30 protein-coding genes are annotated in these 26,041 nt (G+C 45.3%); 9 read left to right on the top strand and 21 right to left on the bottom strand.

Annotated elements, in window-relative coordinates; genetic code table 11:
• Positions 1-43: 43 nt before the first annotated feature.
• Positions 44-514 carry a Dps family protein gene (locus BLV62_RS17915; protein ID WP_089763341.1) on the bottom strand — a complete coding sequence of 157 codons (471 nt, stop codon included), beginning with the start codon at positions 512-514 and terminating at the stop codon, positions 44-46.
• 177 nt (positions 515-691) lie between these two features.
• On the opposite strand from BLV62_RS17915, the gene BLV62_RS17910 reads away from it, so the two are divergent.
• Entirely contained in the window at positions 692-1,894 is a 1,203-nt protein-coding gene (locus BLV62_RS17910; protein ID WP_089763340.1) for an MFS transporter, read from the top strand.
• Positions 1,895-2,114: 220 nt separating this feature from the next.
• On the opposite strand, the gene rmuC is transcribed toward BLV62_RS17910, so the two are convergent.
• The 4 genes from rmuC to BLV62_RS17890 form a co-directional block, all read right to left on the bottom strand.
• Positions 2,115-3,569, bottom strand: a complete 1,455-nt coding sequence (rmuC, locus tag BLV62_RS17905) for a DNA recombination protein RmuC (RefSeq protein WP_168927894.1) — start codon at positions 3,567-3,569, stop codon at positions 2,115-2,117.
• A gap of 138 nt (positions 3,570-3,707) precedes the next feature.
• On the bottom strand, positions 3,708-4,784 hold the full coding sequence (locus tag BLV62_RS17900; RefSeq protein WP_089763338.1) for an iron-containing alcohol dehydrogenase family protein: 1,077 nt from the start codon (positions 4,782-4,784) through the stop codon (positions 3,708-3,710).
• A gap of 18 nt (positions 4,785-4,802) precedes the next feature.
• Entirely contained in the window at positions 4,803-5,528 is a 726-nt protein-coding gene (kdsB, locus tag BLV62_RS17895; protein ID WP_089763337.1) for a 3-deoxy-manno-octulosonate cytidylyltransferase, read from the bottom strand.
• Positions 5,529-5,577: 49 nt separating this feature from the next.
• Positions 5,578-6,768: a DegT/DnrJ/EryC1/StrS family aminotransferase gene (locus BLV62_RS17890; protein ID WP_089763336.1), complete on the bottom strand. Its 1,191-nt coding sequence runs from the start codon at positions 6,766-6,768 to the stop codon at positions 5,578-5,580.
• Between the two features lie 115 nt (positions 6,769-6,883).
• Here BLV62_RS17890 and BLV62_RS17885 point away from each other — a divergent pair, with 115 nt between their 5' ends.
• Positions 6,884-7,321 carry a YybH family protein gene (locus tag BLV62_RS17885; RefSeq protein WP_089763335.1) on the top strand — a complete coding sequence of 146 codons (438 nt, stop codon included), beginning with the start codon at positions 6,884-6,886 and terminating at the stop codon, positions 7,319-7,321.
• A 132-nt stretch (positions 7,322-7,453) separates the two neighbouring features.
• On the opposite strand, the gene BLV62_RS17880 is transcribed toward BLV62_RS17885, so the two are convergent.
• Both BLV62_RS17880 and BLV62_RS28365 read right to left on the bottom strand, forming a co-directional pair.
• On the bottom strand, positions 7,454-7,639 hold the full coding sequence (locus tag BLV62_RS17880) for a hypothetical protein (RefSeq protein WP_089763334.1): 186 nt from the start codon (positions 7,637-7,639) through the stop codon (positions 7,454-7,456).
• Entirely contained in the window at positions 7,623-7,856 is a 234-nt protein-coding gene (locus tag BLV62_RS28365; RefSeq protein ID WP_146817834.1) for a hypothetical protein, read from the bottom strand. Before BLV62_RS28365 ends, BLV62_RS17880 begins: the two co-directional genes overlap by 17 nt.
• Before the next feature lie 193 nt (positions 7,857-8,049).
• Between BLV62_RS28365 and BLV62_RS17875 the strand changes: the two genes are divergently transcribed.
• The gene (locus tag BLV62_RS17875; RefSeq protein ID WP_168927893.1) at positions 8,050-8,556 is read left to right on the top strand and encodes a CAP domain-containing protein; all 507 of its coding nucleotides are present in this window, start codon (positions 8,050-8,052) and stop codon (positions 8,554-8,556) included.
• Here BLV62_RS17875 and BLV62_RS17870 read toward each other — a convergent pair.
• Both BLV62_RS17870 and BLV62_RS17865 read right to left on the bottom strand, forming a co-directional pair.
• The gene (locus BLV62_RS17870) at positions 8,553-8,828 is read right to left on the bottom strand and encodes a hypothetical protein (RefSeq protein ID WP_089763332.1); all 276 of its coding nucleotides are present in this window, start codon (positions 8,826-8,828) and stop codon (positions 8,553-8,555) included. The genes BLV62_RS17875 and BLV62_RS17870 overlap by 4 nt on opposite strands.
• A 4-nt stretch (positions 8,829-8,832) precedes the next feature.
• Positions 8,833-9,585: a glycoside hydrolase family 25 protein gene (locus tag BLV62_RS17865; RefSeq protein WP_089763331.1), complete on the bottom strand. Its 753-nt coding sequence runs from the start codon at positions 9,583-9,585 to the stop codon at positions 8,833-8,835.
• A gap of 129 nt (positions 9,586-9,714) precedes the next feature.
• Here BLV62_RS17865 and BLV62_RS17860 point away from each other — a divergent pair, with 129 nt between their 5' ends.
• The 3 genes from BLV62_RS17860 (at position 9,715) to BLV62_RS17850 (ending at position 12,499) form a co-directional block, all read left to right on the top strand.
• Positions 9,715-10,740 carry an SPASM domain-containing protein gene (locus BLV62_RS17860; protein ID WP_089763388.1) on the top strand — a complete coding sequence of 342 codons (1,026 nt, stop codon included), beginning with the start codon at positions 9,715-9,717 and terminating at the stop codon, positions 10,738-10,740.
• Between the two features lie 88 nt (positions 10,741-10,828).
• Positions 10,829-11,194 carry a BlaI/MecI/CopY family transcriptional regulator gene (locus tag BLV62_RS17855; RefSeq protein WP_089763330.1) on the top strand — a complete coding sequence of 122 codons (366 nt, stop codon included), beginning with the start codon at positions 10,829-10,831 and terminating at the stop codon, positions 11,192-11,194.
• Positions 11,195-11,197: 3 nt separating this feature from the next.
• Positions 11,198-12,499 carry a M56 family metallopeptidase gene (locus tag BLV62_RS17850; RefSeq protein WP_089763329.1) on the top strand — a complete coding sequence of 434 codons (1,302 nt, stop codon included), beginning with the start codon at positions 11,198-11,200 and terminating at the stop codon, positions 12,497-12,499.
• Here the strand turns inward: BLV62_RS17850 and BLV62_RS17845 are convergent, their stop codons facing one another.
• Genes BLV62_RS17845 through BLV62_RS17835 form a run of 3 tightly spaced genes read right to left on the bottom strand, consistent with a single transcriptional unit; the run spans position 12,500 to position 13,577 of the window.
• Positions 12,500-12,850 (bottom strand): hypothetical protein, encoded by a 351-nt coding sequence (locus tag BLV62_RS17845; protein WP_089763328.1) that lies wholly within the window; start codon positions 12,848-12,850, stop codon positions 12,500-12,502.
• Between the two features lie 23 nt (positions 12,851-12,873).
• The gene (locus BLV62_RS17840) at positions 12,874-13,353 is read right to left on the bottom strand and encodes a hypothetical protein (RefSeq protein ID WP_089763327.1); all 480 of its coding nucleotides are present in this window, start codon (positions 13,351-13,353) and stop codon (positions 12,874-12,876) included.
• A 29-nt stretch (positions 13,354-13,382) separates the two neighbouring features.
• Positions 13,383-13,577: a YtxH domain-containing protein gene (locus BLV62_RS17835; RefSeq protein ID WP_089763326.1), complete on the bottom strand. Its 195-nt coding sequence runs from the start codon at positions 13,575-13,577 to the stop codon at positions 13,383-13,385.
• 208 nt (positions 13,578-13,785) lie between these two features.
• Between BLV62_RS17835 and BLV62_RS17830 the strand changes: the two genes are divergently transcribed.
• On the top strand, positions 13,786-14,862 hold the full coding sequence (locus tag BLV62_RS17830) for an AI-2E family transporter (protein WP_089763325.1): 1,077 nt from the start codon (positions 13,786-13,788) through the stop codon (positions 14,860-14,862).
• A 3-nt stretch (positions 14,863-14,865) separates the two neighbouring features.
• Here the strand turns inward: BLV62_RS17830 and nadD are convergent, their stop codons facing one another.
• From nadD to paaA, 5 genes are all read right to left on the bottom strand, one after another.
• Positions 14,866-15,435 carry a nicotinate (nicotinamide) nucleotide adenylyltransferase gene (gene nadD, locus BLV62_RS17825; RefSeq protein WP_089763324.1) on the bottom strand — a complete coding sequence of 190 codons (570 nt, stop codon included), beginning with the start codon at positions 15,433-15,435 and terminating at the stop codon, positions 14,866-14,868.
• Positions 15,436-15,515: 80 nt separating this feature from the next.
• A complete protein-coding gene (paaD, locus tag BLV62_RS17820) occupies positions 15,516-15,998 on the bottom strand; it encodes a 1,2-phenylacetyl-CoA epoxidase subunit PaaD (protein ID WP_089763323.1) in 483 nt (160 codons plus the stop codon).
• Between the two features lies 1 nt (position 15,999).
• A complete protein-coding gene (gene paaC / locus BLV62_RS17815) occupies positions 16,000-16,761 on the bottom strand; it encodes a 1,2-phenylacetyl-CoA epoxidase subunit PaaC (protein WP_089763322.1) in 762 nt (253 codons plus the stop codon).
• Positions 16,758-17,129, bottom strand: coding sequence for a 1,2-phenylacetyl-CoA epoxidase subunit B (locus BLV62_RS17810; RefSeq protein ID WP_089763321.1), 372 nt, complete (start codon positions 17,127-17,129; stop codon positions 16,758-16,760). The genes paaC and BLV62_RS17810 overlap by 4 nt, the downstream gene beginning before the upstream one ends.
• 30 nt (positions 17,130-17,159) lie before the next feature.
• A complete protein-coding gene (paaA, locus tag BLV62_RS17805) occupies positions 17,160-18,152 on the bottom strand; it encodes a 1,2-phenylacetyl-CoA epoxidase subunit PaaA (RefSeq protein ID WP_089763320.1) in 993 nt (330 codons plus the stop codon).
• 160 nt (positions 18,153-18,312) lie between these two features.
• Here paaA and BLV62_RS17800 point away from each other — a divergent pair, with 160 nt between their 5' ends.
• Together BLV62_RS17800 and BLV62_RS17795 are read left to right on the top strand one after the other, a co-directional pair.
• Positions 18,313-18,960, top strand: a complete 648-nt coding sequence (locus BLV62_RS17800) for a hypothetical protein (protein ID WP_089763319.1) — start codon at positions 18,313-18,315, stop codon at positions 18,958-18,960.
• 62 nt (positions 18,961-19,022) lie between these two features.
• Complete coding sequence (locus tag BLV62_RS17795; protein ID WP_089763318.1) at positions 19,023-20,459, top strand: S41 family peptidase; 1,437 nt, start codon at positions 19,023-19,025, stop codon at positions 20,457-20,459.
• Between the two features lie 68 nt (positions 20,460-20,527).
• Here the strand turns inward: BLV62_RS17795 and BLV62_RS17790 are convergent, their stop codons facing one another.
• From BLV62_RS17790 to BLV62_RS17775, 4 genes are all read right to left on the bottom strand, one after another.
• Positions 20,528-21,466 (bottom strand): M28 family peptidase, encoded by a 939-nt coding sequence (locus BLV62_RS17790; RefSeq protein WP_089763317.1) that lies wholly within the window; start codon positions 21,464-21,466, stop codon positions 20,528-20,530.
• A gap of 34 nt (positions 21,467-21,500) precedes the next feature.
• Positions 21,501-23,633 carry a ferrous iron transport protein B gene (feoB, locus tag BLV62_RS17785; protein ID WP_089763316.1) on the bottom strand — a complete coding sequence of 711 codons (2,133 nt, stop codon included), beginning with the start codon at positions 23,631-23,633 and terminating at the stop codon, positions 21,501-21,503.
• 170 nt (positions 23,634-23,803) lie between these two features.
• Positions 23,804-25,585, bottom strand: coding sequence for a PspC domain-containing protein (locus tag BLV62_RS17780; protein ID WP_089763315.1), 1,782 nt, complete (start codon positions 25,583-25,585; stop codon positions 23,804-23,806).
• A 40-nt stretch (positions 25,586-25,625) separates the two neighbouring features.
• Positions 25,626-25,964: a PadR family transcriptional regulator gene (locus tag BLV62_RS17775; protein WP_089763314.1), complete on the bottom strand. Its 339-nt coding sequence runs from the start codon at positions 25,962-25,964 to the stop codon at positions 25,626-25,628.
• Between the last annotated feature and the right edge of the window lie 77 nt (positions 25,965-26,041).

Here is a 26,041-nt window from a genome sequence, read left to right as displayed (position 1 = left end):
GAAAACCGCTGCAATCAACACGTCAGTTTATATTGTTAAGATACTATTTCAGGTAAGAACGTATCATCCAGGCTTTCTTGAGGTGCTTTTGCAACATTTGGGTAGCAAAGTCCGCAGCTCCTTTATCGTTATACTTGGTATCGAATTCGTCTATCAGGCGGCGAAGGTTGCGGATAATCGTTTCATGGTCGTCCAGCAGGCCTTTCAGCTGCACTTTCTGATCGTTGGAATATTCTGATTCAAGCAGGTTGGTGAGGCTTAATACATCTGCATAACGGCCTTGCGCATAATGTCCGATTGAACGGATGTATTCAGCTACTTCATCAGCATATTCTTCCAGCTCTTCGTATTGCTCTTCATAAAATGCGTGTAATTCCATGAAGTTAGGGCCTTCGATGTTCCAGTGGCAGTTGCGGGTTTTAGCATACAGCACCAGTTCATCTGCCAATACTTTGTTCAACTCTAAGGCTATTTGTTTTAAGTGTTCGTCCAAAACACCGATGTTTGCTTTCATATCTTTGACTTTTTTAGTTAATATAAATTTACTGATAAAAAGAAAAGCAATAAATGACCAATGTCAGCATTTCATAATCAGATAATATAAAACAGGCTAGTTCCTTTTTTGTTCGGGCTCAGGCCGGCGACGGGATAACTTTGCGAAAATTGTACCATAGTTCCTAATTTTGCAGCCATGCATCAGTCGACGGACCGGATTTATAACCTTCACTTTATCCTGCTTTGCTTAAGCAACGCGCTTTTTTCTGCCAGCTTTAACATGATGATCCCTGAACTCCCGGCCTACCTGACACGAATGGGAGGAGAAGATTACAAGGGATATATTATTGGCTTATTTACTTTAATGGCGGGGCTGTCCCGTCCTTTTAGCGGAAAGCTAACCGATACGGTTGGCAGGGTACCTGTAATGATATTCGGTTCCCTGGTTTGTGTTGTGTGCAGCCTGATCTACCCGCTCATCAGTTCTGTGGGCGCTTTCCTGTTATTACGCTTCTTCCACGGGTTTTCTACAGGTTTTAAGCCAACGGGTACTTCCGCCTATGTGTCGGACATTGTTCCTGTAACCCGCCGTGGAGAAGCAATGGGCATGGTTGGTTTGTTCAGTACTATTGGCATGGCTATGGGACCGGCGCTTGGAGGTTATGTGGCAGTAAGATGGAATATTGATGTCATGTTCCAGCTTTCGGCGGCCTTTGCACTGCTTTCAGTAGTGATCCTGGTAGGCATGAAAGAGACTTTGCACAACAGACAGCGGTTCCGGGTTTCGTTACTGAAGATCTCCGGCAGCGAGATATTTGAACCTAAAGTATGGCCGCCCGTGCTGATCTGTTTCCTCACCTACTTCAGCTATGGCGCGGTATTGACGATCATCCCTGATTTCAGTACTTACCTGGGTATTGCCAATAAAGGATTATTCTTCACTTTCTTTACCGTCAGTTCTGTAGGTATCCGGTTTATAGCGGGTAAAGTATCTGATAAATACGGAAGAACGCCTATCCTGAAGATATCCGCTACTACTATGGCTATATCTATGGTGTTGATGGCAGTGGCTTCCAACAGCTTAATATTGCTGGCCGGCGCAGTGGTTTATGGTATTTCTGTGGGACTGAACTCTCCGGCGGTTACTGCATGGACTATAGACTTAAGCGATCCTCAACACAGGGGACGCGCCCTGGCAAGCATGTACATTGCCCTGGAAGCGGGGATTGGCCTGGGCGCCTATTTCTCGGCGCTTATCTACCATAACAAAGCGGAACGCTTCCCGCTCACTTTTTACTTATTTGCTGCGCTTACCTTCCTGGCAACCATTTACCTGAGCTTCATCTATAAACCTAAAAAAATAGCTCCCGGGTTGGAAACTGTTAATATCAGGAATTAGGCGGTAAAGGAGATCCGTAATATTGTCCCAAGCGTAATTTGGCCCGTAACCACAGGGAGTTAAGCGATACACAAGATCTTTTATACTACACAAACAATAATGGCTGGGTTGAGACCTATCAATCCAGGAACGACTGTAAAACAACCTGTGTCAAAAACCAAAAAGCCATCTTAACGGTCTTCTTTTCCAGGTTTTGACACGGTTTATTTTACGGCGCCCATCAGGAATCAGGCGTTGACGGCCTGCTGGCAAAAACGCCGGGAATATTTTCTTCTGCCGGTGGTTCTATTTCCAATGCCGGCTCGTCCTCTTCAGGCAACAAGGTTTGCTGCACCTGTTTAGGCAACTCCTTCTTATTGTTAAGTCCAAGTTTCCTCATCTTTTCGGCTCTTCCAACGAGGTTGCCGTGTCCTGCTGTCAGTTTATTCATGGCTTGTTCGTAGGCGCTGCTGCTGCGCTTAAGCTGCTCTCCTACGGTTGCCAGATCTTCTACAAACCCTACAAACTTGTCGTAAAGCGCGCTTCCTTGTTTCACAATTTCCTCTGCGTTTTTATTCTGCTTGTCGAGCCTCCACATATTCTCTATGATCCGAAGGGTGGCCAATAAAGACGGTACGCTTACCAGTATTATTTTACGCCTGAAAGCATAATCATAAAGATCTTCTTCCTGCATAACAGCGAGGGCGTAGGCCGGTTCAATAGGAATAAAGAGAAGTACAAAATCTGTAGTGTTCTGGTACAGCCGGTGATAGGCTTTCTGGCTTAATTCATTTACATGGTTCTTAACCGACTGGATGTGCATTTTAAGCGCATACTTCCTGTCATCTTCATTTTCGGCGCTGCAATACTCTTCATAGGCCTTCAATGAAACCTTGGAGTCGATGATGATCTGCCTTTCTTCAGGTAGTTGCAGGAGGAGATCCGGTTTCCTTAACTGCCCCGCATCATCTCTTTGTGCATCCTGGGTCTTGTAATGCACTCCTTTTTCCAGGCCCGATGCTTCCAGTACCCGTTCCAGTATCATTTCGCCCCAGTTGCCCTGTTTCTTGGTATCAGCTTTCAGGGCTTTTGTCAGGTTATTCGCTTCCTTGGAAAGTGTCTGGTTCAGCTCTAAAAGCCGCTCCAGTTCTGTTTTCAGCGCAGCTCTCTGGGAGGTTTCCGCAACCATCGACTGTTGTATACTGCTTCTGAAACTATCTATCTTTTCAGATAATGGCTTCAGCACATCGTCGATCTTGGTTTTATTCTGCTCCATGAAATTCCCCGAGATCCGGTGCAGCAGCTGCTGTGCAGTATTCTCGAACTGGATACTGAACTCTTTATGAACTTGTTGCAATCTCTCTTTCTCGCCATTCAACTGGATCTGCAGGTACTTATTCTGTTCCATCAGCCGGCCCTGCTCCGACATGATAGAGGCAAATTCTTCGTTTAACCTTTCCAGTTGATCCTGCTTTTCTTTCAGCAAGGCATTTTTATCATCCAGCATTTGCTGCTGGTATTCCTGCCTGGCTTCCATCCCCCGGTATTTTTCCTGCAGAGAGGTAAAATTCGCCTGCAAAAGCTCTATCTGCTGCTTGTCTGCAGCGCGCAGGGCTGTAAGCTGTTGCCGGGTTCTCAGCAACAAAACCAGCAGTATAACTGCCACTATTCCCGAAATGATTGTAAATATCAACATGCTAATCTGGCTCTGAAACAATAATAAATGTGCGCTACGCATCCTATCTGCGTGTTGCGGTGTACCGAAAACAAAAGCAGTAAACAAATCACTTAAACGTATTTGTTTACTGCTTTTTATATGGTCTAAACCCAAAAATTATAAACGCTCGTATAATTTACGCAAACGTTCGCGGGTCATGATCTCTTTCCAGTCTTTACCCAGCGCGTTTTCCCACAATGGCGCCATGCCCAGGGAAACATTGATCATAGTCTCGAACTGCTCATCTGTAAGGCCTTTGGTGATACCCTGCGGGATGTCGATATTATGCTTCTTCACCATTTCCTTGAATTTCTTTACGCCGTCAGGGTAGAACTCTTCCAGTTTATCGAACACGATACAGTTGCCGATACCATGTTTGGTTCCCAGCAGGTATGCCAGTCCGTAGCTTACAGCGTGTGCAACCCCTACCTGGGAGTAAGCGATACTCATACCGCCCGCATAAGAAGCCATCATCAGTTTCTCATCTGCATCATCGTCCCAGGTCTCTTTCTCCAGGAAGATCTCTTCACATAATTCCTGCGCCTTTTCACCGTACGATTTGCTGAATGCGTTCAGGTAAGTACCCTGCAGCGATTCAACACAGTGGATAAAGCAGTCCATAGCCGTGTAAAAACGTTGGTTAGGCTCAACTGTTCTCGTTAATGCCGGGTCCAGAACGATCTGGTCGAATGGCGTGAAATCTGAGTTCATTCCCAGTTTGCGGGTAGGGCCTGTTAATACGCAGGTGCGGCTTACTTCAGCCCCGGTACCGGAAATAGTAGGAATACCTACTTTGTAAACACCCGGCACTTTTACCAGGTCCCATCCCTGGTAATCGGCAGATGAGCCAGGGTTGGTCATCATCAGGGAAACAGCTTTCGCCATATCCATTACTGATCCGCCCCCGATGCCAATAATACCGGAAACTTTCCCGAATTCTGCGGTCAACTCATCGCGCAGTTTATCTACATAAGTGGTCTTAGGTTCATGGGTTACATCGATCACCACAATCTTGTCTTTCCCCTGCAACGGGATCCTCGACAAAAACTCTTTCTTATCCTGGAAATACTCATCCACTAAAAAGATCATGGGAGCATCCCCTATACGTTTTGGGGCCAGTATTTCGCCGAGCTGATCAAAACATCCGCTGCCGTAAATAACATAGTCCACCATTTTGAAATTCCTGAATTTCATATATCCGTCTTAGTTATTTTATAATAATTTCGCCGCTTTTTCCAGATCTTCCGGCGTGTCTATCTCCACTCCCATATACGAAGTAACAACCATCTTCATGGGTATTCCGTTTTCGAGATACCGGAGGCATTCAATTTTTTCTGCCGCTTCCAGCGGGGTAACTTCCAGCCGGGTAAACTCCAGCAGCGTTTCTTTGCGGAATGCGTAAATACCGATATGCTCGTAATATACCGACTTAATATCTTTGTTACGGGGATACGGGATTACAGACCTTGAAAAGAATAATGCGTTGAAGTTCTTGTCTACAGCTACTTTTACATAGTTAGGATCTTCTATTGACTGCTGATCCTTTAGCTCCTGCATCAAAGAGGCGACCCTTACTTTTTTTCCTTCTTCTCCTTCAAAAACCTTTAAAAGCTTCTCCAGGGGTTCTTTTTGTGTAAAAGGTTCATCTCCCTGTACATTCACTACTATATCAACATCCATATCCACAACCGCTTCCGCAATCCTGTCTGTTCCGCATTCATGCTCCTTCTTGCTCATCACCGCCTTACCGCCGTTGCTAACGATCTCGTTGTAAATAATATCGCTGTCCGTAACCACCATTACATCGTCAAACACTCCTGTTCTTACTGTTGATTCGTAAGTCCGTAAGATCACTGATTTGTCGCCAAGCTTTGCCATCATTTTACCCGGGAAACGGGTAGCTCCGTAGCGGGCTGGTATTAACGCAATTTTTTTCATGTGGATATTTTTACAAATAAAGTGAAGCGGGCGGCTTCACTTTATCGGATTATAATACGCTCTTTACAGCATTCACCAGTTTCTCTGCCCTTTCCTGGATTTCGGCGGCTGACCATCCCAGGTTTATAGGCGTAGAAATATTGCGGCCTATGATAGCGTCTGAAGCAGGGAATTCTTTGGTCTTATAGATTTCCATTGCCTGTTTCAAACCGGGAGCGAATGGCGTCAGTACTGCCCCCTGTTTAAAATGATCCCACTGGCGGATATAGTGCCAGTTGTTATTATAGTAATGGAAAGCTACCAGGCCCGCCGCTTTCATTGCTGCTGCTGCTTTCTCCGTTTGTTCCAGTGTTGGGAGGAAGAAAGAGAGGAAAGTAGCGCTATCGCCGGCTTCATCCGGCAACCTGCGGAAAGTCACTCCCGGCAACGTAGCCAGGGCGTCTTTAAAGATCTTCTTGGTACTGCGCTGGATTTCCAGGAACTTATCCAGTTTCCTGACCTGCGCCAGCCCTACAGCTGCATGCAGTTCAGAGATCCGGTAGTTGTAGCCGATGAACGGATGCAGATCTGCGCCCCTGTCTGCTCCCAGGTGATCGTGGCCATGATCTGTATAACCATCACATTTGATGTAAATGTCTTTATTGTTTGTAACGATAGCTCCGCCTTCTGCGCAGGTGATCGTTTTTACAAAGTCGAACGAAAAGGTTCCGGCATCGCCGATGGTACCCAGGGCTTTTCCTTTGTAAGTAGCGCCGAATGACTGGCAGGCGTCTTCCAGCAGGAAAAGGTTATGTTTTTTACAGATAGCCTGTAAAGCGTCCAGGTCGGCCATTGCGCCGCACATGTGTACAGGCATTACAGCTTTGGTTTTTGGAGTGATCGCCGCTTCCACTGCTTTAGGGTCTAAAGTCAGGGTATCGTCCACATCTACCAGCACCGGGGTTGCACCTACGGAGAACACCGACTCAAAACTTGCTACGAAAGTAAAAGTAGGCATGATGATCTCGTCGCCGGCTCCTATTCCCAGCGCCGCCATCGCGGTAGTCAGCGCCGCAGTTCCGCTGGATGCCAGCTGGGTGTATTGTACATTCAACTTGTCGCAAATCGCTTGCTCCAGTTCCTTGGCTTTCCAGATACCTTTACGCGGACCATCAAATCCATAACGCATAAAAATACCGGTTTCCAGTACGTCGTTTACCTCTTTTCTTTCCTCGGCTCCAAATAGTTCATATCCGGGCATAAGCTGTTGATTTAAAATATAAGTAAGTGATGTTTTTCAAATGGTGCTGCAAAGTTACTATAATCAGTGTTGCGTTACATCGGAAAAACTGTTTATCTTTTGCTAAAAATTTATCATGCGTTTTCTATTGCTCCTTATCGGGTTGGGTTTTTCAACTGCTGTGTTTGCCCAAAAGTCCTCCGCTCCTTCAACCGAAAAAGAACAAATAGAGGCCTTGCTGACCGTACAAAGCAATGCCTGGAATAAAGGCGATATTAACACCTTTATGGACACCTACTGGCAATCCGACTCCCTTCTTTTCATTGGAAAAAACGGAATTACATATGGATGGCAGGCCACGCTCGACCGCTATAAGAAAACCTATCCTGATGCGGCAGCCATGGGAAAGTTAGATTTTAAATTGCTAGAATTCAAACAATTGTCGAAGGATGTTTATTTCCTGGTAGGGCGCTGGCACCTTGCCCGCCAAATAGGCGACCTGCAGGGGCATTTCAGCCTGGTAGTGAAACGGTTCGGGAAAACCTGGAAGATCATAGCGGATCATAGCAGCTAAAAGAAAAAACCATCCCAAGACTAGGATGGCCGCTATACACCACAACATTAAAGAAGTCTGGTTCTTCTTTCTTGTTAAAGAAGTAAAAAGGGTTCTCAATAGATATGGATATTATCTACCTAATTCCTTAGTTTATTTTTTATTCTTTTCTTTATTCTTTTCTGTATGCCTGACTGCCCTGTTCTCCTCTTCGGGAGACTCAGACAATGAGCCATGTAAAGGGTTCGCATTTGTAGTACCCTTATCTGTATCCAGGATCTGTACTGGTCTTTGCTTTCTTGGATGATCTACACCCTCGTTCTTATCTTTCTTCTTCATAACCAATAATTTTAAATACCAATAAAAATATTCCCGGGGAGAAATCGACAAACATTATTCCAGCTCCAAAACCCTGTAAATAGTGCAATATTTTATCATCCAACGGGGCATCGCCTCCCCAAACCAGTAAGCTATGGGCAAATAACACCCCTGCTGCTATATGGCAGGGTTCATTAACATCCGGTTCACAAAAACGCCTATACGTTTTTGCTGACAACGTCTTATCTTAGTGCCCCAATAGGTTTTAACCTCATAACCCTTGAACAACCAAAGAGTAATTTTTTCCGTTTCCTGCCTAAAGCCTTCTTTATAGTTTTAACTGTTCCTGTTTAGAACCCGGTATCTATTCACTATATAACATATAACTGGTTATGTCCGGGAAGACGTTTTTTATTGCTATTCCGTTGTTTATGGCTGTTATCAGCAGCTGCTCCAAAAGATCAGACCTGGCTCCCGAGCTGCCAGATCCCATCGCCCCTGCTGTTTTAACTGATACGGTAAAAGAAAACCACATCGACCGCGCTATCCTTATTCAACTGGTTAATGGAGTGAGGAGTAAAGGTTGTACCTGCGGCGACCAGAAGATGCCTCCTGTTGGCCCCCTGACCTGGAATGGCCTTCTCGAAAAGGCGGCTTACAATCATAGCAAAGACATGACCGACAATAAATACTTCGATCATAACGGCTTAAATGGCTCAACACCCGGCTCCCGGCTGGATGCGGTTGGCTATAACTGGAAATACTACGGGGAAAATATCGCTAACGGGAATATGGACGAGATGGCTGTGGTACTGGGGTGGCTGCACAGCCCCGATCATTGCCGCAATATCATGAACGGTAACTTTTTGGAAATGGGTGTCGGAAAGTATGGTCAGAGCTGGACCATGGAACTGGGCGCCAGGATGGCCGCCCATTAAGGCGCCTTCATTTTCTTGTTCCACATCTTCCAGACCCAGTAAATATAAGCTGCCAGGGTAAGTAAAAACCAGGTGTAAAAGAAGAAAAGCCGCAGGGGCGTTGACTCTGAAGGAATACCTAATCCAAGGTAGATCCCTACAAACACGTTCACCATCATCCAGAACAAGCCTACAAAAATGGTACGGATGATCTTTATGAAATAGCCGAACAGCTCCCAATCGAACTGCGGCCCTTCCTGTTTTTCCGGAGCTTTATTTTGTTCTTCTTCCATAATACTAAGGTAAACATAGTTTTGCCAGGTCAGTGCTGTCGCCTTTAAATACGTTGAAATCTACCGTGGTTCGGATACCATTGACCCTGCCAATGTCGCTGTGTTGCCAGAACTTCCAGTTCCGAACCGACCTTGGCCGCTCCTTCTGGTAATAATGCGCGATCCATAAGGGATAACCGTCAAACTCATCTCCCAGGTATGTTTCGTAAAAATGGATATTGGTATAGATAATAGGTTTTACTTTATAGACCCGCTCCATTTCTTCCAGCCAGATTTTGGCGGTACTGCGTATCACCGAAGCCGGCAGGTTATTGGTCGTTTCTATATCCAGCACGGGGGGCAGGTCGCCCGATTGAAGGGTAACCACGTTGTTAAAATTAATGGCCTGCTTGATGGGGTTCCGGGTGGCATAGAAAAAATGATAGGCTCCCCTGATGATGCCGGCCTTCCCGGCTTTCTCCCAGTTGTCTTTAAACGAAGGGTCCTGGCGGGTGATCCCTTCCGTAGCCTTTATAAAGGCAAAGGATATACGAATTTTTTGTACCCTCATCTGTTTAACCGCCTGCCAGTTGATCTCTTTCTGGAATTTAGAGACATCGATACCATGTATCTTATAATTTACAGGTATATCGATACCAAACTCCTGGTACCTGACGAATTTATCCCGGTTGTTGATGTTAGTCCAAATAAAATAAGCCGTTAAGGCAAGGCAAAGGACAAAACCTAAGGCTATTAATCGGATCCAGACGCTTTTCACTTTGTTTCAGTTAGTTGCAGGGTTACGAGGTTTTCGCGTATATTTTTGATATACAACGGTAATTTTTCAGCAAGTATAGGTTATAATTTGTTTAAAGGCGCTACTTTTACAATGGTCAAGCGTTTTTTTATGCCCGATTTTAACCTGAAAGATACCCTGAACCTGCTCTCTAAATTCACGCTGCGTCGTGGTATCAATGCCGGAAAAGTATTGAGCAGCTATTTCGTAAGTAAATGGACTGGCAAGCCCGTACAATGGGGATACCCGGTTTCTATCTCTTTCGAGCCCACAACCTCCTGCAACCTGCGATGCCCTGAATGTCCCAGCGGCCTCAGAGCCTTTACCAGGCCTACTGGCATGCTGCAGCAGGATTTCTTCAGGAAAACGATTGACGAGATCCATAAGGAACTACTATACCTGATATTCTATTTCCAGGGAGAACCTTACCTGAATCCGGGTTTCCTTGAAATGGTGAAATATGCTTCTTCCAAAGGCATCTATACCGCTACTTCAACCAATGCACATTACCTGACAGACGAGAATGCCCGTAAAACAGTGGAAAGTGGGCTCGACAGGCTTATCATTTCCATTGATGGCACTACCCAGGATGTGTATACCCAATACCGGGTAGGCGGCAACCTGGAGAAAGTAATACAGGGCGCCAAAAACATTGTGAAGTGGAAAAAAGAACTGAAGTCGTCCAAACCTTTTGTATTCTTCCAGTTCCTGGTTGTAAAACCCAACGAACACCAGATAGAGGATATTAAACAACTGGCAAAAGAGATAGGCGTAGACCAGGTACGGTTTAAAACTGCACAGGTTTATGACTATGAAGAAGGCAACCGCCTCATCCCGACCATCGACAAATATTCCCGCTACCACAGGAATGAAGACGGCACCTACGCTATTAAAAATAAACTGGGCAACCATTGCTGGAGGCTCTGGCACTCGCCCGTTGTAACCTGGGATGGACTGGTAGTGCCCTGTTGCTTCGATAAGGATGCACAACATAAACTTGGCAACCTGAAAAAAGAAAGCTTCAAAGCCCTCTGGCATAATAAAGAATATATCCATTTCCGTAGCCAGATCCTGGAAACCCGTAAAAACATAGATATCTGCGCTAATTGCAGTGAAGGCACAAAAGTTTGGGGATAATTATTTAAATATCAATGTCTTATATTTTTCTTATAGAAAAACTACAAAAATAGTTTTTAAACTACAAAAATAGTTATACCTTGGTGATATGAAAAAACTATCACGCAAGGAAGAAGAACTCATGCAGGTAATGTGGTACCTGAAAAAAGCATTTGTGAAAGATGCTATTGACCAGCTTCCCGACCCTAAGCCTCATTATAACACTATTGCCACACTAATGAAACGCCTGGAAGAAAAGGGGTTTCTTGCACACCGCGAATATGGCGGCACTTTCGAGTATTACCCAATCGTGGAGAAAGAGAAGTATAAAGACACTTTTATGAAAAAAGTGGTAAGTACGTTCTTCGACAATTCCTATTTCAATATGCTGGCCTATTTCGCAAAGGAAGAAAAGCTAAACCAGGAGGAGATCGAAGAGTTGATGAAAATTATTGAAAAGAATAAAAAAAAGTAGCCCATGTACGTCGCAATGTACCTTATCCAGTCTGCAGTGATCCTGGCGTTGTTTTTCCTTGTTTACCAGGCAGGTTTGCGGAGAACAACTTTCTATAGGCATAACCGTTATTTCCTCCTTGGAGCGCTTATTCTCTCGGCTGTATTACCGTTGTTGCCCGTGCCGTCTATGCAGGCGGGAAATACAGTCGCCATCTTCAACTACCTGGAGGGGGGAAATAATGCAGGCGCGCCCGCCCTTCCCGGGCAGGTACACGGTACGGGGGCATCGACCGTGCTTTTTCTGGCCTGGCTCCCGCTGGCGATCGTTGTTTATTGCCTGGTAGCTTTGTTCCTGCTGGTACGCCAACTTGTACAGGTCCGGAGAATATTCAGCCTGGCGGGGCTGGGAACAGCCTTTTTCAGGGGCAGGTACAGGTACCTGCAGATAAAAGGGCTGCCGGCGCCGTTTTCGTTTGGGCGTACTGTTTATTACGATCCGGAAGCGCATGATGAAGCCACGCTTCAGCATATCCTGGATCATGAAACGGCGCATGTTGCACAGGGCCATACTTTCGACCTGCTGTTTGCGGCATTTTATTGCAGCATTTTCTGGATCAACCCATTCAGCTACCTGACCCGCAGGGCTATGCAGCTAAACCTGGAGTTCCTGGCCGATGAAGCTGCCCTGTCCCTGGCCGGATCTCCCACCGCTTATCAATACAGTTTATTAAAGCAAGCCGCTACCCGTAACCAGGCTTCCCTGATACATCATTTTAGTCAATCATTTATTAAAAACAGGATCGTTATGATGAACCAAAAACCTTCAGTAACAGCACAGCGCTTACGCTATGCGCTGGTATTACCAGCACTTGCACTGGGCATAGGCCTGATTTCCGCAACTAAAGCGCCGGAAACACGATATGCCGAAAACTCATTAAAAAGTTTGAATGATCACCGGAAAGACAGTTCCATCATTGAAAGGCGTTTCCCTGAGGGAAAATCAGGATATGCCAGGCAGATTTCGAGAAATTGTTTATATCCTGCCAACGCCCGCAACGAGAATAAATGGGGAGTTGTAGAAGTTGAGTACACTGTTCAGCCAGATGGAAGCATTACGGATGCAAAGACGGTGAAAAACGAAACCGGCGCCGAATCATTGGGTAATGAGCTGTTGCGCCAGGTGAAGTTACTGCCCGGATTTAAAGCGGATAACAACGCGAAAGCCGAAACGGTGAAGCTGAGCGCACTGTTCTTTCTTGATGGCGTAAGCAAAAAAGATAACTCCATTAAAACTGATGTGACAATAGTTGCCTACGCAAACTAACTATTCCGCTTCAGGTTCTTTCTTCTTCCGCCGGCGCTTAGTTACTTTATTAAAAAGATTGATACCCAACTGAACGCCTATAAATTCCAACGCCGTCATCAGCGCCCCGGTAGCAAAATTCTTGACTTTACCGCTTTGCCACGCAAACTTAGCCACATTCATGGCTACGTTCAGGGCACCGCTTTGTCTTGCGCTACTGGGGATCACGGCGTTTACAGCCATTTTCTTGTAGTTGTTCTTGAAGTAATCTACCCGCCCTCCGATCTCTTTTTCCAGTTGGCGGGACCGTTTTTTCAAACGCGCTACTTCCAGATCAAGGGCTTCATAACTATCGATTTTTACTTTACGCATAAAAAGTAAACTTTGATCATTCATTATCCTTTTGACGTAGATTCAGTAGCTTCTTCGTCTGGTACATAAGCCGGATCTTCCGGCCCGGCGGAGACTTTTGATTCATCGGCCAGGGTCTCTTCTTCTTCGTCCTGATCAATTGCTCCAGGATCTGCCATTTCGTCTAACAGCTCCGCCAGTAATAACTTTCCCAATGGACGCTGTATTAATGGTTTCCTGAAGATAAGGATCACAAGGAAGAGCAACACAAATAAGCCGGCGGCACAACCAAACCCAATGGTAAAGCTGCCTGTCATTTCTCCGATCCAGAAGCCTACGACCATTCCCAGGAAAACAATAACAAAAAAGAACAACAGGAAAGCCATCGTAAGGGAGAAAAACAATCCCAACGCTTTCGACAACTTTCCTGCTGCCTGGAGTTTGATAAGGTCTAACCGGGTTTCCAGGTATTCCTTAGCTACTTTTCCTGTTTGATTAAAATAATTGCTGAAATTATCTTCCATGCAGTATAATTATTTATTCAAATGGGGGATTATGCCAACTCATTTTCCAGTTCATCCTGGAACTGATCCTTTTTCTTCCTCCATTTGTCTTTCAGCTTGTCTGACTGGTCTTTCAGTTTTTCCAGCAATTCGTCTTTTTTGTCAGAATTCAGAAAATAACCAACCGCTACACCCACTGCTGCACCTACGATAAATGAAACCACGGCTTTTGAACTGTTACTCATGATTAGTTTTTTTTGAGATGAAGAAATTTTTTTAACGTATAACAGGTTTCACAAACATTATTCCATAAATGAATATTACCCATTTTTGTACTGTTAAATCCACGATTTAAGAACAAGCGCCGATTAAATTTGTTTAGTTTCCTGGTTGTAGCATCGTGGGATAGATCGGTCTGCTTTTTGAAATCATTACCTACCGTTAATACATTTTATGAGTTACCTCGACAATGATCGGATCAAACAAATCGGCTTTTTAATTTTTATTGTTTTCCTGACTGTACTGTTATTCCTGGAAACTTACACCTATTTTCCAGGTTTCCTTGGGGCGGTTACCTTCTATGTAATGTCCCGCAAATACATGTTCCGCCTTACAGAACAACGCAAATGGAAAAAAAGCCTGGCAGCTACTGTAATAATGATCATTTCCTTCCTGGTGATCCTTTTGCCGGTTGGGATGCTTGTTAACCTGCTGATGTCCAAAGTTTCCTATGCGGCTAACCATTCAACCGAACTGCTGAACGGGGCAAAAGAACTAAGCGCCAGGCTCGACAGCCAGTTAGGTTTCAATGTGCTTACACCCGAAAGGCTTAAAAATTTACAGGAAAAGATAACAGCCATCGTTCCCGGCTTCCTGGGTGCTACGTTTAACACGTTAACTACTGTAGCCCTCATGTATTTTATCCTCTATTTTATGCTGGTTAATGGCCGGAGGATGGAATCAACCCTCTACGAGTATATTCCCCTGAAAGATGAAAATGTGGATAGATTGGGTAGAGAGTTCAACACCCTGGTATTTGCCAACGCCGTAGGTATTCCATTAATTGCCATTATCCAGGGAATTGTTTCATTGATCGGCTACCTGATCTTTGGAATACCGCAACCTCTTTTCTGGTTCGTAGTTACCTGCTTCACGGCTATGCTGCCTGTGATCGGCGCCGCTGCTGTTTATGTTCCCCTGGGCGTGTACTTACTAGCCGCCGGCAATACCTGGCAGGGCATCGCTATCCTGGTATATGGTTTCGGGGTAGTTGGCACCTCAGATAATATTGCCCGTATGTTGCTGGCAAAAAAGATAGCTGATGTTCATCCTTTAATTACCATCATTGGGGTGATCATTGGTGTAAGCCTGTTTGGCTTTATAGGTCTTATATTTGGTCCTTTGCTGATCTCCATGTATATTTTATTACTGGATATTTATGGCAACGAATTCCTTGTTAAAAAACGCGAAAGCCCCAAAACCCTTTATAAGCGCACTACAGAGCCCAACAAAGAAAAGAAGGGCGAATAATGATCATTTGTAGTAATTATTCTCTGTAATGTAATTGATCACGCTATCGGGAACCATATACCGGACAGACTTTCCTTCTTTGATCCATTTTCGTATATCAGTTGCCGATATATCCAGCATGGGCGCATCCAATAGTTCAACCTTTGCACCCCAGGTGTCCTTTATTTCATGGCCTGGCCGGCGATACACATAAATGGGATAGTTCCTGATAATATGTTCGTAATTTTTCCAGCGGGGAAGGTTTTGGAAACTATCGCTTCCCATGATGATAGCAAATTCCTGTGTGGGAAACTTTTCACCTAAATAGGCCAGCGTATCCACGGTAAAGGAAGGGCGGGGCAATGAGAATTCTATATTACTTGCCCTTAACTTCGGCTCATCTTTAATGGCCATTTCTACCAGGTGAAAACGATCATGCTCATTTAACAACGCTGATTGCGGTTTCAATGGATTGTGCGGCGAAACCACTAACCATACTTTATCAAGATCTGTATTGTATGCAACGTAATTGGCAATTATCAAATGCCCTGTGTGTATAGGATTAAATGATCCGAAATACAAGCCTATTCTCATGTGTCGTCTTATAAATTGCCGTTATAGGCGCTAATAATGCGTAAAAATAGGTATTAATACGGGAAACAGTGTATTCCGTCTTAATCCAGGGGTTTAAATTGCTCGAACACCTGCCCGCAGGATTTGCAGTAATGCATAGCCCTGCACAAGGTCGCGCCAAACGGAGAACGCAAATAAGTTTCCCGGCTTCCGCAATGCGGGCAAGGCACCTGGCTGGCAATCGTTAACAATGGGTCGCTTTGCTGCTCCCGGGGCGGAGGCGCGATCCCGTAATTCTTTAACTTCTCTCTTCCGGCCTGGGTCATCCTGCTGCTGGCCCAGTTAACAGATTTATCGATCAACACGCTGACAGGCATCTTCAGTTTTTCTTCCAACACCTTTTTGATATTGGATTGCAGGTAACTGATAGCAGGGCAGGCTGCAAAAGTGGGAATCATTTTTACGACGATCTCGTCTCCCGTTTGCACATCGGTGATCATCCCCAGGTCAATTACGCTCAGTACAGGGATTTCCGGGTCCATCACCTCTTCCAATGCTTTATATATGGATTCTTTAGACGCCATGTTACCAACTGGCCTCCGTATCCAGTTTATAAACCTCGCTCATTTCATTTAAGAGTGGCAACAAATGAACGGTATGGTACCCTTTCCTTCCTCCATAGATTGGCTCCACTCTTCCCAGGTCGGGCAGCGAAAGGCCCGCCTGAGTTAATACCGGTAAAATCCGTTCCTCCCAGCGCTGACGCAATGCAACTTCGCCGGGATAAATCTGACCTGAGATCAATTCGTCTTCCCAGTGTTCCGACGGCTCAAATATCCCCAGGGCTAAACCGATTGCCTCGTTAAGCGCCTGCTGCATCCGGGCATGGCTTTCTTCACCAGCCTGGCTCAACTGCAATACCCAGGCATTTGCATGCAGGGTATGGTATTTCAATTCGCCCCTGATCTTCAACGCCAGTGTTTTTAGCGGTTCAAAAGCGCTGGCGGCAAGGCTTTCATATCTTACCGTTTCGGCATGATCAAAGAGGAAATGACGCATTAAACTGAAGTCGTAGCTTCCGTTGGGCATTTCCACGAACTGTGAACAACGGTATTCATTTTCTTTGCGCAAAAAGGCGAACCTGTCAGGGTCCGTTCCGTTCAACTGTTCGTGAAGGACCTGGTATAAGGCCCACGCATGGCCGATCTTATCCTGGGCCATAGACGAAAAGGCAATATCTTCTTCCATTACGGGGCCTAAACCCGTCCATTCGGAATTCCGATGACCGAGGATCAGTTCATCATCTGCCATTTTGATGACCAGGTCTTTTATAGCTTCAGGATTCATTTTTTCGATTGTTTGTACTTGTTAATTTTTTCCATCACCTTGAAGCCACTGGCGTCCCTGTAATTTTTCTCGGCGTTGTTGGCAAACATATCCTCGTCTTCCACATCAAAAGCCAATATGTCCGCACTTCTTACAACCCAGAGGTTGACGCATTTCTTTCTTCTGGCAAACTGCTCTTTGGCGAAGATCAGGGCCAGTTCCCTGTTTGGAGCATGTACGCATCCTACATGTTCGTGGTGCGCCCCTCTTTTTTCCTGGTGAAAAACTTCATAACTGTTCCAGTTCTCTCCTTCCTCTACCCTTACTGCCTCCCCGGCATTTCCCAGTTTCAGCCTGTTGACCCTGGGATCTAATGAATCGTTAGACATGAATGTGTTAAGAATTTTGTTGTGAGATAGCTAGGCTACGGGAAATGCTTTTTTATCACCTGGCTGCATCAGCGCTTTGCGAACCCATCGCCCGTTTTCTTCGGCCCATTTACGTACCTGCAGCCTTTCTTCGTTACATGGCCCTCCCCCGTTGATCACTTTAAAGAACTCGTTCCAATCCGGGTCTGTATATTCCCATTTCTTTGTTTCTTCATTCTTTTTCAGGGCCGGATCAGGAAGCGTAAGACCTAATTCCCAGATCTTAGGTACATACATATCCAGGAACTGGTTCCTCATATCATCGTTGCTGGCCATTTTTACCTTCCACTGCATAAGTTTTTCACTATGGCTGGACGCCTTATCCGGAGGTCCGAAAAAGTGCATGATTGGTTGCCACCAGCGATTTAAAGCATCCTGTAACATAGTCCGTTGCGCGGGGGTACCGGTAGCCAGTTCTATAAAGGCGTCGTGCCCTTGTTTCAGGTGAAAACTTTCTTCATAACAGATCCTTTCCAGCGCCCGGCAATAAGGGCCGTAAGAACCTTTGGAGTTAGCCACCTGGTTAACGATGGCCGCAGCGTCGATCAGGAAGCCTATAACGGCAACGTCGGCCCAGGTTTTAGCAGGATAGTTAAAGACATTCGAATACTTGGATTTCCCGCTTAGCAGGTCGTTGATCATAGTCTCCCGGCTTTTGCCAAGGGTTTCGGCCGCATTGTACAATAGTTGTCCGTGGCCGATCTCATCCTGGACCTTCGCGATCAGCGCCAGTTTGCGTTTAAACCCAGGCGCCCGGGTGATCCAGGTTCCTTCAGGAAGCGCGCCGATGATCTCGGAGTGTGCATGTTGTTCTATCAGGCGGATCAGCTGCCTCCTGTATTCAGCAGGCATCCAGTCGCCGGGTTCAATTTTTTCGCCCCTGGCGATCCTTGCCTCAAAAACAGCCAGTTTTTCAGGATCGTCCTGCTGTTCAGGCAACGGCTTCCTGTTGGGTTCATCGAAGATATATCCTGCCCCGTACATGTGCGATTGTTTTGGTCAATCGTAAATTACGGAAAAAAGCCCGTTTTAGAAGAAAATAGCTGCCTCAATAATGCCCTGAAATGTTATAGAATCGCAAAAGTTTTCAGGCCGGGAAATTGATTAATCTACATACCTTAATTTTATTCGGCTCTCTTTCCTGATGTTATCTTCTTTGTACATAGCGCTGCTCTGGTTGATATTGCCTTTTCATCAACACTTCCGTACTGATACGGCAGTCAAACCCGCAGTGATCATCCTGGAATTCAAAGACAAACAGGTAAAAGATTCCATCAATTCAGATACGCTATTTTACAACTCTGCCCGCCCCCTGCAATGGGATGATTTCAAGGGGCAGGTTCCCCCGAATCCCAAAAGCGCCGCCGTTTCCTACAGCAGCTTTGCTTATGAAGGAAATAGCCGCCTGCAGCACGATACGCTCAGGATCACTTTAAGCATCGAGGTTTTCCTGATAAAAAGCGCTTCATGGGTACTTCCAAGCTACAGGAACAGCTATGCCCTGGCCCATGAACAGATACATTTCGACATCACTAAACTGGTGACAGAGCGGTTTAAACAAAAATTACGACAGACTCCATTAAACCGCGGCGACTATGACAGCGTCATACAGTACCAGTACCTGGAGTCGTTCCGGGAAATGAATAAACTACAGTACCGGTTCGATGAAGAAACGGATCATGGCCTGAACAGAACCGAACAAATGAGATGGAGGGACCGTGTAAATGTTGGCCTTCGCAACAACGGCGTATTGCCGGAGGAACTGGGCATAGAAGGTTTTTATATCCGTTAGCAAATAATCAACCATTCCCGGCCGTTATTATAAATTATACCTTTATCATCTAAATTGGGAACATGCAAAGAAATCGACACTTCAAAACCATAATCAGCAGCCTGGTTGTCTTAACCCTGCTTTTCAGTTGTAAAAAGAAAACAAGTGACGAACCCATACCCAATCCGCCGGGTAACGGGTCTAATCCTGTAAGCCTTAACGACAGTATTTTTACCATCACGAAAGATATTTACCTGTGGACAGACGATCTGCCTGATTCGGCTGCATTTAAGCCTGATAGCTATAGTTCCCCTTATGATATGTTTGAGGCGCTTATCAAGAAAAAGCCGCTCGACAGGTATAGTTTTATTGATGATGGCAGTACCTCCCGGGCTTTACAGGAAGGTATTGTAGGAGATAAAGGTTTTGAAGTTGGCTGGCAGACAGACAGCACCCTGTTTGTCATTTATGTTTACGCCGGATCGCCGGCTGATAAAAAAGGGATTAAACGCGGCTGGCAGCTGACTAACGTGAATGGAACTACTAAGTTTGTTAATGGAAAGACCTCTAACGACCTGCTGACGGAAGCCATTTACTACAATAACAGCGCTACGTTTGGTTTTAAGAAACCCGACGGAACTATAGTACAACCCAGTACCCTCACTTCTGCTGAATATAAATTAAACCCTATTCTTTACTCAAAATTGTACGATTTCAACGGCACCAAGATCGGCTATTTTGTTTTTAACAACTTCGTTGCGTTGGCGGATGTTAAAACACAAGTGGATTCAATATTCGATTCATTTGCCGCCGCCGGCGCCAAACAACTGATAATAGACCTGCGCTACAACGGAGGCGGATTAGTTGAAACAGCTGAATACCTTGCCAACAGGCTTGTTCCTGCTTCCAAAAATAATACAGTGATGTATACGCAGACTTTTAACAGTAATGTCAGCAATAATAAATTCAGCCCGCTGTTTAAGAATATGAAAGCGCTTCCCTATTTCCCCAATTACTATTGGGCAGATATTTTTTATAGCGAAGCCACTACCTATAAAACTGCCAATTTCGCTAAACAGGGAGGCTGGGAACCTACTAAAGTATCTTTCCTGGTAACTTACAGCACTGTTTCTGCAAGCGAATTGCTTTATAATAACCTGAAACCGGTGATGAACACGAAACTGATAGGTACCACTACCTACGGAAAGCCGGTAGGGTTCATTGACATTCCACTGGGACAAAATGATCTTTTTGCCGTTTCTTTCCAAACGAAGAACAGCCAGGGACAGGGCGACTATTTCAATGGACTGACGCCGGAAATTAAAGCAGAGGATGACTACTCATACGACTGGGGTTCTTTTAATGATCCTTTGCTTAAAGCTGCATTGTTGGATAACGGAGTACCTGCCAGCAGCCTGGGCAGAATGGCCAGGCTAACAAATGAAACGAGGTTGGTTACTACTTCCAACAACAGGTTGCAATCCACCCGGTTTAAAGGAATGTTCCATGCAAGAAGATAAATTTCCTTATAAATAGCAAAGGAGGTGCTTTCATTTAGCACCTCCTTTTTTGTCTTCTTATTGATGTATCAGTTCATTATTCTTGCCCCGCTAAACCTGTTCTCCGGCAAATCGCTATCCATTTTCTTCACCACATCCAGTATGGTTTGCACCGCCTTATAATAGAATGACTTATTGATGGTCTGAAACTCGTCTGAGGCCTTGTGGTAGTCAGGATGGTCTTCTACACCGAAATACAGGAAGGGTACCTTTTGCTGGTAAAATTCGTAATGATCGCTTTGATTGATCCAGTTATCATGGCCCTGATCAGGATTATCGTGACCGGCGATCAATTTAATACTGCTTCCTGCCGCTATCTGGTCTATATACTTCTTAAGATCTGGAAACTGCCGGGTACCGCAAACATACAATTCGTTCTTATCGTTGTGGGAGATCATATCCATGTTGATATTCAGGCGCATCTGTCCGGCAGGTACAGGCGGCATTTTCATAAAAGCCTTAGCGCCCTGCAGCCCTGCTTCTTCAGCATCAAAGGCCACAAAAAGCAAGGTATAGCGGGGAGGGTGTTCTTTAAAATATTGCGCAAGTGCCAGCAGGCCACCAACTCCTGAGGCATTGTCGTCGGCGCCGTTAAAAACAGAGTCCTGTGATTCGCTGCTGCTTTTAATGCCCAGATGATCATAGTGTGCAGATACCACGATCACTGTTTTAAGCTGACCTGGAATATAGCCGTAAAGGTTAGTTCCCATGGTGCGCTTGCCGTCGCGGGGTTGAAAGAAGAAGGGATATTCGTAGGTATCATGAAAGGGCTTCAATCCTATTTTCTTAAACCTGTCGATAATATAGAACTGGGCCAATCTGCTGCCGCGCGTGCCTGCTTTACGGCCTTCGAACTGGTCGGACGATAGTTTCTGTACATCCTTCATTAAGGCGCTTGAGTCAACAACCTTCTGTGAAAACGCTGGTACTCCCAGCATCATGCCCAGGAAGAAACAATACCATTTCATGTCTTGTAATTTAGTTATCTAAATGTACAAGATATTATTTGAAGATATGATAAACGATAAAACTGCAGATATAGGCCAGTGTGGTCATGTAAGCCAGCTGGATCAAAGGATACTTCCATGATTTTGTTTCCCTGCGGACAATGGCCAGGGTGCTCATACATTGCATGGCAAACGCATAGAAGATCATGAGAGAAAAACCCGCTGCCTTTGTATATACCGGGCGCCCATCGGGCCATTTGGCGCTGGAGAGCTTCTCCCTCAATGTAGCGTTATTGTTTTCCGGATCTTCTCCTACGCTGTATAGGGTAGCCATAGTACCTACAAACACTTCGCGTGCCGCGAAGGAGGTGATAAGGGCAATACCGATCTTCCAGTCGAACCCTAAAGGACGGATCGCCGGTTCGATAGTATGGCCTAAAATACCTGCGTAAGAGTTGGCTAATTTTTCTGACTGGAATTCTTTGTTTAAAACCTGCGCCTCCGGTGACTCTTCCGGTACATCAGCCAATAATTTTTCGTATTTCTGGTGTACAGGTTCCATCCGGGAAGCGGGGCCATAAGAAGCCAGGAACCAGAGGATCACTGATATGACAACGATCACTTTACCGGCGTCTTTGATGAAGATCTTTGCTTTTTCGATCATGGTTGTGCCAACGTTGGCCCATCTTGGAGCCCTGTATACAGGCAGTTCCATGATGAAGTAGCTCTTTTCTCGGATCTTCACAAACATCTTCATTACCGCTGCGATCAGGATAGCCATAAAGAAGCCAAGGAGATAGAGTCCCATCATCGCTACACCCTGCAGGCTCAGGAAGCCGAACACGCGGATGTCTGGTACTACCAGGGCGATCATCATCGTATAAATAGGCAACCTGGCGGAGCAGCTCATCAATGGGGTAACCATGATGGTGATCAGCCTTTCTTTACGGTTTTCGATTGTGCGGGTAGCCATGATGGCAGGAACGGCGCAGGCTACGCCGCTGATGAGGGGCATCACCGATTTACCGTTCAGGCCAACCTGCCGCATCAACCTGTCGGTGAGGAAGCTGATTCGGGCCATGTAGCCGGTATCTTCAAGAATGGTGATCAGTCCGAACAGGATCATGATCTGTGGTACAAATACGGCAAAGCCGCTGATACCCGCCAGTATGCCATTTATGAAAAAGTCTGTTACTTTATTGTCGGGCAAAATTTGACTCAGCCAGCCACTCAATGCCCCAAAACCGCCCTCTATCCAGTCCATCGGGTAAGAGGCGAGCCAGAAGATGCTCTGGAACAACAGGAACATTACGAACAGGAGTATTACATATCCCCAGAACCGGTGCAGCAAGAGGTCGTCTATTTTTTCAGACTGCAATTGTTTCTGCAATGGGTCAGACTCCACTACCGCCGCTTTCATGATATGTTTGATGCGGGCATACCGCTGCATGATCTCTTCGGCCTGTACGGTAGTTTTATTGAAATGGTTCGTCTTTAAAGTTTGTTGAATGCCCTGCTTCTGGTTGGCAGTAAGGAAGTTCAGTTCAGGAGCGTTTACGGCAACGTGTAATGCAGCGTAATCGCTTTTCACAGGAACTATCTGTTTTACCCCGTCTATTACCTGCGGCGCCAGGGCATTGTTGTTGATAAAGTCGCGTGGCGGCACACTGTATTGAGAACGGAGCGCAAGATCTATCGTTTTCTTGATCTCCGTTATTCCTTTGCTTTTCCTGGGATTGATGGCTACAACCGGCACTCCTATCTCCCTTTCCAGTCCATCCAGGTCTATTTCCACGCCTTTCTTGCGGGCAATATCCATCATGGTGAGTGCAATGATCACGGGGATCTTCAGGTCAATGATCTGGGAGCAGAAAAGCAGGTTGCGTTTTAAATTGGAAGCATCAGCTACTATGATCACCAGCTTGGGAGTATCTGCGCTTTGCTGATTGATCAGCACGTCGTAAGTGACATACTCATCTGCGCTTTTTGGATACAGGCTATAGGTACCGGGAAGATCAATGATGTTAGCAGAAAGTCCGGGCACGATTTCGGCGACCCCGGTTTTTTTATCGACCGTTACACCTGGAAAATTGCCGACTTTCTGGTTCAAACCAGTAAGAGCATTGAAAAGGGAACTTTTACCACTATTCGGATTACCAACCAGCGCGATGTTTATAGAATCCTGCATCCTATCTATCCTTTTTTATTAGTGAAGCTGAAGCCGCAAAGGTACACATTAATCAGGCTGTTAAATAATCGGATCGGGAATTTCTGCGAATGATAACCAGAGGTCAAAACAAAAAAGCCAGGAGTACATCCTGGCCTTCATTCTTATTTATTATTAATATATTACAAATACTATCCGTTAATTATATTGGATAAACCCGGAGAGAGAAGCGAGATCAATCTATCTGCTCCAACTCTATTTTTAACACTTTTGTCAAGTTTCTGAGCGGAGGGTCCTTTATACCGGTAGCCTTTTTCTGAATTAGAAGAATCGGGAGCCGGCTGAACCGGCGCTGGTTCTTTTGCGGCCTTAGGTTCATCTTCTTCTTTAAACCCATCTTTGGTCATCCTCAGTTTAATATCTCCTCCCATGTCATAATCATTTCCCCAGTCATCATCCTCATAATTGTAGTTATACCGTTTAAAGGAATAGTGGCGAGTCACCTGCCTGTCGGCTTCAATCAGTTTACCGGCAGGAACCTGTATAACCAATGTTACAGCCTGGTTGCGAAAATTAGATTCTCTTGGCAGCGAATACCCTTCCGGCAAATAAAGAATAGAATCTTTCTGTTCTACTGAGAAAATAATGTCGTTTGCCAATTTCCTTGCCTGCTGGATATTGCGTCCTGCGCTGTATTTTTTCAATTCTACATGATAATTGGAATCGATGCTTTTCTCTACGCGGATGCGTACACGATTGATGATGATAGTATCATCGTCTATCAAGGCCTGGTTATCAAAAAAATTGATATGCCAGTCGTCATCCATATCGTTCAGCAAGCCATTCGGCGCTTTCTTCAGGATCAGTTTGCCGTTGGAAGGTTGTTGAATAGCGATGGCAGTGGTTTCAGTTGTTTCCCTCCTGTAGTCTTTAACTATGGAGATGGCAACAATGCCTGCCAGCATCAGTCCAACAATCCACAGGAAACTGAGGGTATAACCGATATACCTGCTGGTTTCCTTTGCACCTGTAAGTTTCCTGATCACGAAAATCAGCAGGGCAACGATTGGAATACCTATGAGTAAACCGATTGCCGGCCAGATAAACGTGTTCTGAACTGTACCTTGCAATAGAAGGTCTTTCATCGGGAGCAGGGCCGCAGAAGTAACCGCCATAGCGATTGCCGTTATGATAAGGCAGATCAGCATTACTACGGCGAAGAAGTAAAAGAACCCTTTGGTAACGAACACCAGCACTTTGCCCAGGCCGGAAGCCAGGTTAACAAAAAAGCTTTCCAGGTCGTTACCTATTTGCTTTCCGCGGCCCTGAGAAAAATTTCGGATATCATCTCCTACATTTTTAACCTGACCTTTCATTTGATTCAGTTCGTCCTGGATGGTATTTTTAATACTATTCAGGTCTACTCTTTCTCCTCTCATCTCCAGTTTTTCGGCAGCAGTATCTGCAACCGGGGTAGCTACCCACAGGATGAAGTATACCAATACGCCGGTACCAAAGCCGCCAACAGCCAGCAGGGCGAAAATGACGCGGAAAATAACAGGATCTATATTAAAGTAGGCGCCTAAACCGGCACATACGCCACTGAGTACTTTATTTTCAGGGTCCCGGTACAGGCGTTTGCGGGGGCGTGGCGCGTAAGCGTCTTCATTTGCAGCTTTCTTTTCTTCCGTGAAAGCAGATGATGAATTGGCGTCGTCAAACTGTTCAGGCGTACCCATAGAGGCTTTCACTGCATTGATATCATCATCAGTGATGCAGTGCGCTCCTTTCTTTAGTTTATCCTGGAACAGTTCGGCAATACGACTCTCAATATCAGCAACAATTTCATCCCCTCCTTCTTCTTTTGAGAAGTACTTTTTAAGGCTGCCAAGATACTGACTCAGTATCTCGTAGGCACTGTCCTCGATCGGTATCAGCCGCCCGGCCAGGTTTATATTGATGATCTTTTTCATTTTGCTCTTGATTTAGGTTTTAGGTTTAGGTCTTCTCCGGTTAAAGAGGTGTACTGTTTTGCGTTAATTGATGAACTGCGTTAGCCAATTCGTTCCATGTACTTTCCAGTTCTTTGTAAAAAACTTCTCCTTTCTCTGTCATCGAAAAATATTTCCTTGGCGGTCCGGAGCTGCTTTCTACCCATCGATAGGTTAATAGCTCGGCGTTTTTTAGACGGGTTAGAAGAGGATACAGAGTTCCTTCCAGGATATCGAGCTTCGCCTCTTTCATCTTTTCGATAATGTCTGAAGGATAAACTTCACCCTGTTTTATGATGGATAATATGCAAAACTCTAGCACCCCCTTCCTCATCTGCGATTGTGTGTTATCTATATTCATGGCTAGTGTGCTTTAAAAAATGGTGGTTTTTGATAGTTGTTGTTATAGCTATTTTATCAACTTTCTGAAACAAAGGT

The sequence above is a fragment of the Chitinophaga terrae (ex Kim and Jung 2007) genome, assembly GCF_900107795.1.
Taxonomy (GTDB): Bacteria; Bacteroidota; Bacteroidia; order Chitinophagales; family Chitinophagaceae; genus Chitinophaga; species Chitinophaga terrae.
The sequence above is the reverse complement of the archived record's forward strand: the minus strand, read 5'-3'. Positions and strand labels throughout refer to the sequence as shown.